The organism is Micromonospora sp. NPDC047074, assembly GCF_040643815.1.
Classification (GTDB): Bacteria; Actinomycetota; Actinomycetes; order Mycobacteriales; family Micromonosporaceae; genus Micromonospora.
The window spans coordinates 12,623-26,466 of the sequence record NZ_JBEYVB010000028.1 but is presented as its reverse complement, the minus strand read 5'-3'; the positions used below and the strand labels follow the sequence as shown (position 1 = coordinate 26,466).

The 13,844-nt window shown below is 74.4% G+C and carries 10 protein-coding genes; 4 read left to right on the top strand and 6 right to left on the bottom strand.

Annotated features, from left to right (window positions below; all coding sequences use genetic code 11):
• Positions 1-22 precede the first annotated feature (22 nt).
• Positions 23-847, bottom strand: a complete 825-nt coding sequence (locus tag ABZ809_RS25130; protein ID WP_357565056.1) for a MerR family transcriptional regulator — start codon at positions 845-847, stop codon at positions 23-25.
• A gap of 72 nt (positions 848-919) precedes the next feature.
• Positions 920-3,301 carry a bifunctional diguanylate cyclase/phosphodiesterase gene (locus ABZ809_RS25125; protein ID WP_357565055.1) on the bottom strand — a complete coding sequence of 794 codons (2,382 nt, stop codon included), beginning with the start codon at positions 3,299-3,301 and terminating at the stop codon, positions 920-922.
• Positions 3,302-3,502: 201 nt separating this feature from the next.
• Here ABZ809_RS25125 and ABZ809_RS25120 point away from each other — a divergent pair, with 201 nt between their 5' ends.
• Positions 3,503-3,880, top strand: coding sequence for a PH domain-containing protein (locus ABZ809_RS25120; protein WP_357565054.1), 378 nt, complete (start codon positions 3,503-3,505; stop codon positions 3,878-3,880).
• A 21-nt stretch (positions 3,881-3,901) separates the two neighbouring features.
• Here the strand turns inward: ABZ809_RS25120 and ABZ809_RS25115 are convergent, their stop codons facing one another.
• On the bottom strand, positions 3,902-4,828 hold the full coding sequence (locus ABZ809_RS25115) for a 2-hydroxyacid dehydrogenase (protein WP_357565053.1): 927 nt from the start codon (positions 4,826-4,828) through the stop codon (positions 3,902-3,904).
• A gap of 197 nt (positions 4,829-5,025) precedes the next feature.
• Between ABZ809_RS25115 and ABZ809_RS25110 the strand changes: the two genes are divergently transcribed.
• From ABZ809_RS25110 to ABZ809_RS25100, 3 genes are all read left to right on the top strand, one after another.
• Positions 5,026-6,945, top strand: coding sequence for a SpoIIE family protein phosphatase (locus tag ABZ809_RS25110; RefSeq protein WP_357565052.1), 1,920 nt, complete (start codon positions 5,026-5,028; stop codon positions 6,943-6,945).
• A 67-nt stretch (positions 6,946-7,012) separates the two neighbouring features.
• The gene (locus tag ABZ809_RS25105) at positions 7,013-8,188 is read left to right on the top strand and encodes a PQQ-dependent sugar dehydrogenase (protein ID WP_357565051.1); all 1,176 of its coding nucleotides are present in this window, start codon (positions 7,013-7,015) and stop codon (positions 8,186-8,188) included.
• Between the two features lie 57 nt (positions 8,189-8,245).
• The gene (locus tag ABZ809_RS25100; protein WP_357565050.1) at positions 8,246-9,820 is read left to right on the top strand and encodes a metallophosphoesterase; all 1,575 of its coding nucleotides are present in this window, start codon (positions 8,246-8,248) and stop codon (positions 9,818-9,820) included.
• Positions 9,821-10,326: 506 nt separating this feature from the next.
• Here the strand turns inward: ABZ809_RS25100 and gatB are convergent.
• The 3 genes from gatB to gatC form a co-directional block, all read right to left on the bottom strand.
• Positions 10,327-11,820, bottom strand: a complete 1,494-nt coding sequence (gatB, locus tag ABZ809_RS25095; protein WP_357565049.1) for an Asp-tRNA(Asn)/Glu-tRNA(Gln) amidotransferase subunit GatB — start codon at positions 11,818-11,820, stop codon at positions 10,327-10,329.
• Positions 11,821-11,833: 13 nt separating this feature from the next.
• A complete protein-coding gene (gene gatA / locus ABZ809_RS25090) occupies positions 11,834-13,309 on the bottom strand; it encodes an Asp-tRNA(Asn)/Glu-tRNA(Gln) amidotransferase subunit GatA (protein WP_357565048.1) in 1,476 nt (491 codons plus the stop codon).
• Positions 13,310-13,385: 76 nt separating this feature from the next.
• Positions 13,386-13,691 (bottom strand): Asp-tRNA(Asn)/Glu-tRNA(Gln) amidotransferase subunit GatC, encoded by a 306-nt coding sequence (gene gatC / locus ABZ809_RS25085; protein ID WP_357565047.1) that lies wholly within the window; start codon positions 13,689-13,691, stop codon positions 13,386-13,388.
• Positions 13,692-13,844 lie beyond the last annotated feature (153 nt).

The following is a 13,844-nucleotide window of genomic DNA, read 5'->3' as shown; positions in this document are numbered from 1 at the left end:
CACGCCCGGGTCGGGCCGCCGCTCAGGCCGCGACCACCGGCAACTGGAGTTCGGTGACGCCCTTCTCGGGCTCGTCCGCGCAGTAGTCCAGGTACAACTCGCGGGTGTACCCGTCGGCCCGCCAGCCGTGCGCCTCGATCCAGGTGGCGAGCGCCTGGATGCTGCCCGCCACCTCGTCCATCGGCCCGTGGTGGATGATCGTCGCCGCGGTGGGCACCGCGGGCAGGTCGACGATGCCGAAGTCCCGGGCCGCCGAGGAGTCGGCGGCCACCGTCACCCCGGCGTGCACCACGACGGATTCGCCCTCCCCCGTCGCCTCGTACCAGGCCAGCCCCGGGCCCGAGGGCACGACGCCCGCCGCGCCGAGGCGCCGGAACAGCTCCGGGTAGAGCGGCTGGATCACCGTGGAGATGTCCGGGGTCTCGTAGCTGCGGGCCACCCCGGTCAACTCCGCCACCCGGACCGCGGGCAGTTCCTTGAGTACGACGTCCTGGCTGGTCATCCGACCCTCCGTCTCGATCATGCGGAGCCTCGCCTCGACCCCGGCCAACCGGGCGGTGTCGGCCGCCAGTTGGGCCGCCAACTCAGACCGGCGCAACCGCAGCATGCCGCGCAGTTCGGCGACCTCGACGGTGTCGTCGAGGATCGCCCGCACCTGCCCGAGGGTGAGCCCCAGGTCCTTGAGGGCGATCACCCGGTTGAGCCGGCGGAGCTGTTCGGCCCGGTAGAACCGGTAGCCGGTGTGCGGGTCGACGGCGGCCGGGCGGAGCAGCCCGATGCTGTCGTAGTGCCGCAGCATGCGGACCGACACCCGGCCGAGCCTGGCGAAGTCTCCGATGGTGAACATGGCCCCTCACACGTTCGGCCCTGACACGGTGTCAGAGTCAACCAGGCGGGGGCGGGGAACACCGACGCCCGGTCAGCGCGAGGCCGACGGGAACTCCTCGAAGTACGCCTCGACCCGTTCCGCCGTGGCCGGGCGGGCCAGCGCGAAGCCCTGCCCGTACCGGCAGCCGGCCCGCCGCGCGCCGTCGACCAGGCCGGGCGACTCCAGCTCCTCGGCCACGATGTCCAGCCCGAGCCGGTCCCCCACGTTCACCACCACGTCGAGCAGCGGGCGCCGCGGGTCCGCCGGGTCCACCAGTTGCGGGCCCACCTTGAGCAGGTCGATCGGCAGCCGGCGGAGCTGGGCGAGCGAGGCGTGCTCGGCCCGGAAGTCGTCCAGCGCGGTGCGCACGCCCAGCGAGCGCAGCCCGGCCAGCCGGGCCACCACGGTCGGCAGTTCGGCGGCCACCCGGGGCTCCGCCACCTCGACCACCAGCCGGTCCGGCGACACCCCGTACGCGTCCAGCACCGCCGCCGTCCTGGGGACGAAGTCGGGCAGGGCCAGCTCCCGGACGGACACGTTCACCGCCATCCAGAGCTGCCGGCTCCCCGCCGACCAGGCGGCCAACTGCCGGCACGCCCTGTCCAGCACCCAGCAGCCCAACTCGCCCACGACGTCGAGGTCCTCGGCCACCGGCAGGAACTCGGCGGGGAGCACCGTGCCGAGCACCGGGCTGCGCCAGCGCAGCAGCGCCTCGGTGCCGACCGGCTGCCGGTCGGTGAGGTCGAGCACCGGCTGGTAGACGAGGTCCAGCTCGCCCCGGGCGACCGCCCCGGGCAGCTCCCGTTCGAGGTCGAGCCGGCGGACGAGCTGCTCCTCCAGGTAGGCGTCGTACCACTCGACCCGGTCCCGGCCGAGCTGGACGGCCCGCCGCCGGGCGAGGTCCGCCTGGCGCAGCACGTCCTCCGGGGCGCTGACGCCGACCTCGGCCAGCCCGATGCCGACGCGCAGCCGCAGCACCCCGCCCGCCACCTGGTACGGCTGGGCGAGCGCGGCGAGCAGCCGGTCGCCCAGCGCGTACGCCAGCACCGGGCTGGCCTCGGTGAGCACGGCGAATCCGGCGGCGGTGACGTCCGCGAGCAGGTCCCGGGGGCCGATGACGGCGCGGGCGCGGCGGACGACCTCGGCCCGGACGTCCTCCCGCGCCCGCTGGCCGTCGGCGGCGATGCCCTCGCCGTGCAGGTCGACGACGAGCAGCGCGCCGGCCGGGGCGGGCGCACCCCGGCGGGCGGTGAGGGCACGCAGCAGCGCCGCCCGGTCCGCCGGTGCGCCCGCCCGGTCAGCGTCCGCCGGTGTGCCCGTCCGGTCCGCGTCCGCCGGTGCGCCCGCCCGGTCATGGTCCGCCGGCACGCCCGACCCGTCCGGCTCGCGCGGATCCGCCGGCCCGTCCGGATCCGTCGAGCGGTGCCGGGCCGGCGGCGGGGCGTCCGGGCGGGCCGGCACCGCCGGGTCGACCGCCCGGAGCAGGTCGCGAAGCACCAGCGGCGGGATCACCGCGAGCGCGATCAGGACCGCGGTGGCGTCGGGCGGCCCGTCGGTGCGCAGCTGCCAGCCGGTGGCCGCCACGACCGCGCCCGCCGGGACGACGACCCGGGGCCACACCAGGGCCGGCAGCTCGGGCGGGTCGGCCTCCGGCCGGGCCGAACGCCGTGCCCCCGCCGCCGTCAGCAGCGCCCCGGCCACCAGCGGGGGTACGGCCAGCAGCACCGCCGGGCCCGGCGCCGCCCCCGCCGGGAGCGCGGCCAGCGCCACCAGACCGAGCAGGGTGAGCGCGGCCCCGGCCCGGCAGCGGGCCGCGCCGGCCCGCCGGTCGGGGCCGGTCAGCACGGTGAGCAGCCCGACGGTGAGCCCGCCCAGGAGCACCGCCACGGCCAGCCGGGCGGGCGGGTCGAGGCCGTCGCGGGGCAGGAGCAGCCAGCCGGCGAGGACCAGCCCCACCCCGGCTACGGCCGCCTCGACGGCGCGGCGCAGCCGGACCCGGACGGGCGGGTGGGGGCCATGCGCCGCCGGGGGCAGCCCCGCCGCGAACAGCAGGGCCGTACCGGCCGACCCCGCCACCGCGACGGCGGGCCGCTGACCCGCGGCGGCGAGCGGGATCCCGGCGGCGGTCAGGCCCGCCGTCACCACCGCGGCGTCGAGCAGCACCGCGACGCGGCGGGGCGACGACACGCGGCGGCGGGCCGCCCGGGATCGGGCGCGGGCCGGCTCGGGAGCCGGCGGCGGAGCGGCGGCGAGCCGGGAGAGCCGCGTGCCCGCCAGCGCGGCGCCGGCGGCGCCGGCCAGCGCCACCACGGCCAGGGCGGGCACCCGACCGGCCAGGCCGGCGAGCAGGAACAGCGTGACGGCGGCCAGGACGAGCACGTCCGGCACGGCGGGACGACGGGTGAACGCGTGTTGCGGATACGCGTGGGGCACGGCGGTCGCCTTCGTGAGGGGGCACAGGCGGTGCGACGGTGCGGGGCGGACCCGGGGTTGGTCCACTGCACACCACGTGAACGAGCCGACACGAAGGCGGTGACGCCCAATCGACGGTGACCCGTGTCACTGGCGACTCCGCAGCCGGACCCGGCACCGCCCGGCGCGTGGCCGGGCCGGCGCGGGTGGGATCATCGGGAGGTGAGCAGCTCCGGCACCGTCCACTTCCGGCACAACCAGGCGATCCTCGCCGCCGCGATCATCGCCTTCATCGGCGCCCTGCCGCTGGCCGGCGCCCGCTGGTACCTGCTGCCGGTGCTGCTCGTTCCACTCGCCGTCGGCGTCTGGGCGTGGCGGGCCGGCACCGACGCGGACGCCCGTGAGCTGCGCCTGCGGGCGCTGCTCGGGCAACGCAGGATCAGCTGGGACCGGGTAGTCGGGCTGGCCGCCGACCCGCGCGGCCGGGCCGTCGCCCAGCTCGACGACGGTCAGCTGGTGCCGCTGCCGGCCGTACGCGGTCGCGACCTGCCCCGGCTGGTCTCGGCCACCGGTCAGGACCTGCCGGGTACGGCCGGCTGAACAGCGTCCGCCCGGCGCCGGTCAGTAGCCGTCCACCACCGTGTTGATCAGCGGCTCACCGGCCGCGAACCGCCGGAGCTGCTCTCCGACCAGCCGGTACGCGCGCGGCAGCAGGCCACGTACCGAGCCCGCGACGTGCGGGGTGAGCAGCACGTTCGGCATCGCCCACAGCTCGTGGTCGGCGGGCAGCGGCTCCGGATCGGTGACGTCCAGCGCCGCCGAGATCCGGCCGGTACGCAGCTCGGCCACCAGCGCCCCGGTGCGCGCCACCGGCCCCCGGGCGGCGTTCACCAGCAGCGCGCCGTCGCGCATCGCGGCCAGGAAGCCCTCGTCGACCAGGCCCCGGGTCGCCTCGGTCAGCGGCACCAGCAGCACCACCACGTCGGCCCCGGGCAGCAGCCCCGGCAGCTCCCCGACGCCGTGCACCCCCTGCTCGGGGCGGGCCGTCCGGGCCACCAGGGTGAAGGTCACCTCGAACGGCGCGAGCCGGTCACGCACCGCCGACCCGATCGAACCGGCCCCGACGATCAGCACCCGCTTGCCGGCCAGTTCGTCGGTGGGGGCCACCTCGGCGTACGCCCAGGAGCGTCGGGCCTGCGCGCGGGCGAGGGCGGGGAAGGCGCGCAAATGGGACAGGATCGCCGCGACGACCCACTCGGCGGTCGCCGGGTCGTGCACCCCCCTGGCGTCGCAGAGCGTCACCCCGTCCGGCATCCGGCCGGCCCACGCGTCCGCGCCGGCCGACAGGAGCTGCACCACCGCCAGGTCGGGCAGCTCGGGGAGCAGCCCGGTGGCGTCACCGCCGGCCAGGAAGGGCGGCACCCAGAACCGGACGCCGGCCGGTTCGGAGGGGAGCCGGGAGACGTCCTCGACCACCTCGACCGTGGTCTCCGCCGGCAGCCCGCCGAGGAGCGTCCGGCCTTCCTGGTGCGGGATCCATACCTTCACGCCCGCCGACGATAGGCCCCGGAGGCGGCGGCCGGTCGGGCGGGGCTTCTCCCGACACCCGCCCGGTCCGGCCTGCGGATGATCAACACGGCCGCCGACCGGCGGCATGGAACCGGGTACGGGCGGGGTATAAGCGGACCGAGCACGGGAGGGAACGGAGCGCCGGTCGGCCTCCGCCGGGCACGGGCAGGTGATCGATGACGTACGGGTCCCCCGCCGAGGTTCCGGAGCGGGCAGAGCAGGCAGAACCGAGCCGCGAGCCGGAGCGGCTGCGGTCACTCGCCGAGACCGGGCTGACGGCCACCGCCGACGAGGCGTTCGACCGGTTCGCCCGGCTGGTCGGCGACCTGCTCGACGTGCCGGTCGCCCTGGTCTCCCTGGTCGACGCCGACCGCCAGTTCTTTCCCGGAGAGACCGGCCTGGCACAGCCGTGGGCCGCCCGGCGGCAGACCCCGCTGAGCCACTCGTTCTGCCAGCACGTCGTCGATCCCGGGAGCCCGCTGGTGCTCTCCGACGCCCGGCGGCACCCCACGCTCCGGGACAGTCTCGCCGTGCCCGAACTGGGCGTGGTGGCGTACGCCGGGATGCCGCTGACCGATCTCCAGGGCCGCGTCCTCGGGTCGCTGTGCGCGATCGACGACAAACCCCGCGACTGGACCGCCGAGCAGCTACGGACGCTCACCGATCTCGCCGCCGCCTGCTCGTCCGAACTGCGGCTGCGGATCGCGCTGAACGGCGCCGAGGGCGCGAAGCGGCGGGCCGAGACGGAACAGGAGCGCGCCGAGGAGGCGCAACAACGCGCCGAGGGAGCCCAGGAACAGGCCGAGGAGGCCCAGGAACGCGCGGAGAACGCCCAGCAACACGCCGAGGAGGCGCACGGCCGGCTGGAACTGCTCGCCGGGCTGAGCGAGGTCCTGGCCACGACGCTGGACGTGGCCACCGCGTTGCGGCGTCTCTGCGACACCATGGTTCCGCTGCTGGCCGACTGGGCCCTGGTGACCCTGGCCGGGCCCGACCGGATGCCCCGGGAGGTGGCCGCGGCGCACCGCGATCCGGCCAACCGGTCGGACGTCGCCCGCTTCGCCGAGCTGATGCGCACCCGGCTGAGCCCCGATTCGATCACCCGTGCGGTGCTGCGTACCGGCCGGCCGGTGCTGGTCAGCGATGGTCACCTCGACGACGTACGGCGCGGCTCGGTCGGGCCGGAGATGCCGGAACTCGCCGCCCGCCTGGGCTTCTCGTCCCACCTCAGCGTGCCGATCACCGACGCGGGGCGGGTGCTCGGCTGCATCACCCTGGTCAACGGCCCGCGGCGGCGGGACTTCGACGACCGCGACCTGCTCGTCGCGCAGGACATCGGACGGCGGGCGGGGCAGGCCGTCGGCAACAGCCGGATGTACGGCGAGCAGCAGCACGTCGCGCACGTGCTGCAACACAGCATGCTGCCGCAGTTGCCGCTCACCGACGGCCTGGAACTGGCCGCCCGCTACCAGCCGGCGGCGGACCGGGTCGAGGTCGGCGGCGACTGGTACGACGCCTTCTGCCAGCCCGACGGCGAGCTGGTCGCGGCGATCGGCGACGTGGCCGGGCACGACATCGAGGCCGCCGCGACGATGGGACAGCTGCGCAACCTCGTCCGGGGCAACGCGTACGGCCGGTCCGACCCGGTCGACGAGCTGATGAGCCGCCTGGACGAGACCATGCGTGGGCTGTGCATCCCGGCCGCGGCCACCGCGACCCTGGTGCGGCTGCGCCCCGACGGCACCGGCCGCCAGCGGGTCACCTGGTGCAACGCGGGCCACCCTCCACCGCTGGTGGTCCGGGCCGGGGGCGCGGTGGAGGTGCTCGCCGGGACGACGGAGCCGCTGCTCGGGCTGAACCGGCCGGTCCCCCGCACCAGCCGGCACACCCACCTGGCCGCCGGCGACACCCTGCTGCTCTACACCGACGGCCTCATCGAGCGGCGGGACCGGTCCATCGACGAGGGGATGGCGGAGCTGGCCGCCCGGCTGGACAGCACGGACCAACTGCCGCTGGGCGAGCTGTGCGACCTGCTGCTGACGGCCGCGCACCACCGGGAGGACGACGTCGCGCTGCTCGCCGTACGGGCGACCTGACCACGCGACGGGCCCGTCCGATCCGTCGACCACGCAGTGGCGCCTCGGCGGGGCTACCCTGGGCCGGGTGAGCCCCCGTCCTCCGTACCCCCGCACCCGCCGTCCGCGGACGGCCCTGGCGGCCTCGTGCGTGACGCTGCTGCTGGCGGCCGCCGGTTGCAGCTTCGGCGAGCCGGAGCCCGACCCGGCCGGTGAGCCGCCCACCTTCCCGACCCCGTCGGCGACGGCGAGTGCCGGCGGCGCCGGCCAGGAGGTGGTCACCACGGTGCTGGCCAAGGGCCTGCGGGTGCCGTGGGCGATCGCCTTCCTGCCCGACGGCGCGGCCCTGGTCACCGAGCGGGACAGCGGCCGGATCCTGCGGGTGGGCCCGGAGTCGGGGACCGACGGGCTGAAGGTCACCCCGGTGCAGACCGTCCCCGACGTGGCGGCGGCCGGCGAGGGCGGGCTGATGGGCATCGCCGTCTCGCCCGACTACCAGCGTGACAAGTCGGTCTTCGTCTACTACACCACCGAGCGGGACAACCGGATCGCCCGGCTGGAGTTGGGCGGCACGCCGACCCCGATCCTCACCGGGATCCCCAAGGCGGGCATCCACAACGGCGGCGGCCTCGCCTTCGGGCCGGACGGCCTGCTCTACGCGAGCACCGGCGACGCCGGCGACCGGCCGCAGGCGCAGGACGCCAAGCGCCTCGGCGGCAAGATCCTGCGGATCACCAGGGACGGCAAGCCCGCGCCCGGCAACCCGTTCCCGAACTCCCCGGTGTGGTCGCTGGGCCACCGCAACGTCCAGGGCCTCGCCTGGGACGCCGGCAAGCGGATGTACGCCGTCGAATTCGGCCAGAACACCTGGGACGAGATCAACCAGATCACCAAGGGCCGCAACTACGGGTGGCCGAACGTCGAGGGGCGCGACGACGACAAGCGCTTCGTCAACCCGATCGCCCAGTGGCCGACGTCCGACGCCTCGTGCTCCGGGCTGACCGCGACGGACCGGCTGCTCGTCACGGCCTGTCTGCGCGGCAAGCGGCTCTGGCTGGTCGAGCTGACCGACACCGGCACCGTGCTCGGTCAGCCGCGCGAGTTGCTCACCGACCGCTACGGGCGGCTGCGGGCCGTGGCCGCCGCCCCAGACGGCTCGATCTGGGTGAGCACCTCCAACCACGACGGGCGCGGCCAGCCGGCCGCCGAGGACGACCGGCTGCTCCGCCTGGTGTTCGCCGGCGGCGGGGCGGGGCGGAGCTGACGCACCGGCACGTCCAGGTTTCCCAAGATCCCTCAACGGGCAGGTCAGAATCTCAACATGGACGGCGAGGAGAACGAGCAGCACGTGGACCGGGGTGAGGACACCCCGGCGACCGGTCCTGCCCGGCGCCCGGTGTTCCGGCGCGACGTCGCCGGCCGATCCGGCCGACGGGCCCTCCGCGCGACCGGGGTGACCCTGGCGGTCCTCGTCGTCGCCCTGGTCGGGGTGGTGATCGGGGTGCTCGCCGGCGGCCGGGTGAGCACCGACATCGGCCCGTTCCACGCCGACCTCTCGGTCGCCCCGGCGGTCGGCGGCGGTACCACCGTCGACGTCCCGCCCCTGGGCGCGCTGCTGCTCGACAGCCACGACGGGCCGACGCACCTGACCGTGGAGCTGGGCGCACTGGACCAGAGCCGCACCGAGGCGCTGCTCGACGATCCGGCGAGCATCAACCGGGCGAGCCAGTCGGCCGTCGAGGACGTCCGTGAGGGCGTGCTGCGGCTCGGCCTGCGGACCCTCGCCTCGGCGGTGCTGGTCACCCTGCTGCTGGCCCTGCTGGTCTTCCGTGACACGCGCCGGGCGGCGTGGGCCGGCGGGCTGGCGCTGGCGGTCACCACCGGCAGCCTCGGCGTCGCCGCGGCGACCATCCGGCCACAGGCCATCGAGGAGCCGCGCTACGAGGGACTGCTGGTCAACGCCCCGGCAATCGTCGGTGACGCCCGGCGGATCGCCAACGACTACACCCGGTACGCGGAGCAGCTCCAGCGCATCGTCGGCAACGTCAGCCAGCTCTACACCACGGTGTCGTCCCTGCCGGTCTACGAGCCCGCACCCGGCACGACCCGGGTGCTGCACGTCTCCGACATGCACCTCAACCCGACGGGCTGGCAGCTCATCCGCACGGTCGTCGAGCAGTTCGGGATCGACGTGGTGATCGACACCGGGGACATCACCGACTGGGGCAGCGAACCGGAGGCCTCCTACGTCGGCTCGATCGGCCTGCTCAAGAAGCCGTACGTCTACATCCGGGGCAACCACGACTCGGGACGCACCGCGGCGGCCGTGGCCCGCCAGCCGAACGCCATCGTGCTGAACAACACCACCACCACGGTCGCGGGCCTGACCATCGCCGGCATCGGCGACCCGCGCTTCACCCCCGACAAGAACACCTCGCCGGCAGGCAGCGGCCTCACCCAACAGGTCGCCGACCAGGTGATCGGCGCCGGCGAACAACTCGCCGCCACGGTGCGCAGCTCGCCGAGCCCGGTGAACATCGCGCTGGTGCACGACCCCGCCTCCGCCGGCCCGCTGTCGGGCGCCTGCCCGCTGGTGCTCGCCGGGCACACCCACAGCCGGCAGGTCTCGAAACTGCCCGAGATGCCCGGGCAGATGCCCACCCAGTTGCTGGTACAGGGCTCCACCGGTGGCGCCGGGCTGCGTGGGCTGGAGGGCGAGAAGCCCACCCCCCTGTCGATGAGCGTGCTCTACTTCGACCAGGACAAGCTGCTCCAGGCATACGACGACATCACCGTCGGCGGCACCGGCCAGGCGCAGGTGAACCTGGAGCGGCACATCGTGGAGGACCCACGGGCGGGCGTCCCGGCCCCGGTCACCCCCACCCCGACCCGCTGAACGTCGCGCCGGCCCACCCGGCCCCTCGCCCCCGCCCCCGCCGCTGGCCTTCGCCTGACCTGGTCGCTTGTCGAGCTGCGTCGCCCACCCCGCCCCCGGCATCACCTAAGTGCCGGCATCACCTTGAGTAATGGCTTCCGCCCGCCGCCAACTCCCCCTCCGGACGCTTTGCTCTGCAGCCATGAACGCACCAGTAACGGAACGTAGGGTTCCGCTGGTGAAGGCCGGCGGAACCCACTGGACATAATTGCTGTTGAACAGGGTGGTGCGTCCGTGGCTGCAAAGCAAAGGGGGCGCGCGAATGCCTTGCCCGCCCACACCCAGTCGTCACACTCAGTCACATCATCAGCGGTCACCGTCTGTCACGCCCGCCAGATCAGGTTCGGCGGTCGGTGGGCGCGGTCAACTGGCCGCGACGTCACGGCTCCCCGCGGATCAGCGCAGCCGTCGTACAGAAAAGGCACCTTCCCGCGCAGCGGCGTCAGGAAGGTGCCTTTTCCTATTCGTCAGGCGCCGAGGCGCTCCAGGATCAGCTCACGGACGGTCTTGGCGTCGGCCTGGCCACGCGTGGTCTTCATGACCGCGCCGACCAGCGCTCCGGCCGCGGCGACCTTGCCGCTACGGATCTTGTCGGCAATGTCCGGGTTGGCAGCGATTGCCTCGTCCACGGCGGCGGTGAGCGCGCCGGTGTCGGAGACGACCTCGAGGCCCCGGTTGGTCATGATCTCGGTCGGCGAACCCTCGCCGGCCACCACGCCCTCCAGGACGGTCCGAGCCAGCTTGTCGTTGAGCTTGCCGGCGTCGACCAGACCCTGGAGCTCGGCGACCTGGCCCGGGGTCGCCCCGACGTCGGCCAGCTCCACGCCCGTCTCGTTGGCCCGCCGCGACAGCTCACCCAGCCACCACTTGCGGGCGGCGGCCGGGGTGGTGCCGGCGGCGACCGTGGCCTCGATCAGCTCGACCGCGCCGGCGTTGAGCACCGACTGCATGTCCGCGTCGGACAGGCCCCACTGTTCCTGGAGCCGACGCCGGTGCAGCCGGGGCAGCTCCGGCAGGGCGGCCTTCAGCTCGGCGACCCACACGGCGTCCGGCGCCAGCGGCACCAGGTCCGGCTCCGGGAAGTACCGGTAGTCGGTCGCGGTCTCCTTGGAGCGGCCCGGCGTGGTGTCGCCGGTGTCCTCGTGGAAGTGCCGAGTCTCCTGGGTGATCCGGCCGCCCGCGTCGAGCACGGAGGCCTGCCGGATGATCTCCGACCGGACGGCCCGCTCGACCGAACGCAGCGAGTTGACGTTCTTGGTCTCCGTGCGGGTGCCCCACTCCTCGCCGGGCAGGTTGAGGGAGGTGTTCACGTCGCAGCGCAGCGACCCCTCCTCCATCCGCACGTCGGAGACGCCCAGCGAGCGGATCACGTCGCGCAGCTCGGTGACGTACGCGCGGGCCACCTCGGGGGCGAGCGCGCCGGTGCCGGGGACCGGCTTGGTGACGATCTCCACCAGCGGGATGCCGGCCCGGTTGTAGTCGACCAGCGACTCGGTCGCGCCGTGGATGCGGCCGGTGGCGCCGCCGACGTGCAGCGTCTTGCCGGTGTCCTCCTCCAGGTGCACCCGCTCGATGCCGATCCGCACCAGCTCGCCGTTCACCTCGACGTCCAGGTAGCCCTCGAAGCACAACGGCTCGTCGTACTGGCTGATCTGGAAGTCCTTCGGCATGTCCGGGTAGAAGTAGTTCTTCCGCGCGAACCGGCACCACTCGGCGATCGAGCAGTTCAGCGCCAGACCGATCCGGATGGTCGCCTCGATGGCGGCCCGGTTGGCGACCGGCAGCGAGCCGGGCAGGCCCAGGCAGACCGGGCAGACCCGGGTGTTCGGCTCGCCGCCGAAGTCGGTCGGGCAGCCGCAGAACATCTTGGTGTTCGTACCCAGCTCGACGTGGGTCTCCAGGCCGATCACCGGTTCGTAGCGCGCGACGACCTCGTCGTACGCGGGCAGTGTCGTCGTCATCTGAGCTCCTGCCTCACAGTGCCGGTGGGGTGAACGTGCCGACGACGCTCTCCAGCGCGGCGGCGACCCGGTACATCCGGTCGTCGGCCATCGTCGGGGCCATGATCTGGAAGCCGACCGGCAGCCCGTCGGAGAGCCCGCAGGGCACCGAGATGCCCGGCCCGCCGTAGAGGTTCGTCGGGATGGTGAACAGGTCGGCCAGGTACATCTGGTACGGGTCGGAGGTGCGCGAGCCGAGCGGGAACGCCACGAACGGCGTGGTCGGCGAGATCAGCGCGTCCACCTGCTCGAACGCGGCGGTGAAGTCCCGGGTGATCAGGGTGCGGACCTTCTGCGCCTGACCGTAGTAGGCGTCGTAGTAGCCCGACGAGAGCGCGTACGTGCCGATCATGATCCGGCGCTTGACCTCGGCGCCGAAGCCGGCCTCCCGGGTCAGCGACATGACCTCCTCCAGCGACCGGTTGCCGTCGTCGCCGACCCGCAGGCCGAAGCGGACGCCGTCGAACCGGGCCAGGTTGGAGGAGGCCTCGCTCGGGGCGATCAGGTAGTACGCCGGCAGCGCGTACGTGAAGTGCGGGCAGGACACCTCGACGATCTCGGCGCCCAGCTTGGCCAGCGCGTCGACCGACTCGCGGAACGCCGCCGCCACGCCCGGCTCGACGCCGTCGGCGGCGAACTCGGTGACGATGCCGAGCTTCACGCCGGTCAGGTCGCCGGTCGCGCCGAGCCTGGCGGCGGCCACCACGTCCGGCACGGGCTGCGGGATCGAGGTCGAGTCGCGCGGGTCGTGCCCGCCGATCACCTCGTGCAGCAGCGCGGCGTCCAGCACCGTACGGGCGCACGGGCCGGGGGTGTCCAGCGAGGAGGAGAACGCCACCAGGCCGTAGCGGGACGTGCCGCCGTAGGTCGGCTTCGCGCCGACGGTGCCGGTGACCGCGCCGGGCTGGCGGATCGAGCCCCCGGTGTCGGAGCCGATCGCCAGCGGTGCCTCGTACGCGGCCAGCGCCGCCGCGCTGCCGCCGCCCGAACCACCCGGGATGCGGCTGAGGTCCCACGGGTTGTGCGTCGGCCCGTACGCCGAGTACTCCGTGGAGGAGCCCATCGCGAACTCGTCCATGTTGGTCTTGCCGAGCATCACCGTGCCGGCGGCGCGCAGCCGCTGCACGATCGTCGAGTCGTACGGCGGACGCCAGCCCTCCAGGATCTTCGACCCGACGGTGGTCGGCACGCCCTTGGTGGTCAGCACGTCCTTCACCGCGACCGGCACGCCGGCCAGCGGGCCCAACTCCCCGCCCGCGGCGCGGCGGGCGTCCACCTCGCGGGCGGCGGCGAGCGCGCCCTCGCTGTCGACGTGCAGGAACGCGTTCACCCGGCCGTCGACGGCGGCGATCCGGTCCAGGTGTGCCTGGGTCACCTCGACGGCGGAGGCCTCACCGGCGGTGACGAGCCCCGCGATCTCCGTCGCGGTCAGTCTGGTCAGGTCGGTCATGACGCCGCCTCGCTTCGCTCACCGGCGCCACGACCGACGAACACGCCGAGCCTGCTGACTCGCTCGCTGCGCTCGCTCATGACGCCACATCCTCATCCAGGATCCGCGGGACGCGGAACCGCTGCTCCTCGGCGTCGGGCGCACCCGACAGCGCCTCCTGCGGGGTCAGCCCGGGCACCACGACGTCATCGCGCAGGACGTTGGTCAGCGGCACCGAGTGCGACGTCGGCGGGATGTCCGCCGCGGCGACCCCGCCGACCTGTGCGACCGCCTGGAGGATCACGTCGAGCTGGCCGGCGAAGGTGTCCAGCTCCTCCTCCGTGACGGCGAGCCGCGACAGTCGCGCCAGGTGCGCGACCTCCTCGCGGGAGATGGCGGCCATCGGTGCCCCCTTCGTGACGGTGCTGCGGGTCGGACCGGGTGTCCGCCGCGCGGCCGATGGTGCGTGACGCGCGGTGACCGGAGCGAGTCTATTGTTCCGCCCCGACGGCGCGTCCCCGACTCCCCCTCCGGCGCGTCCCGGCCGCCCTGCGGC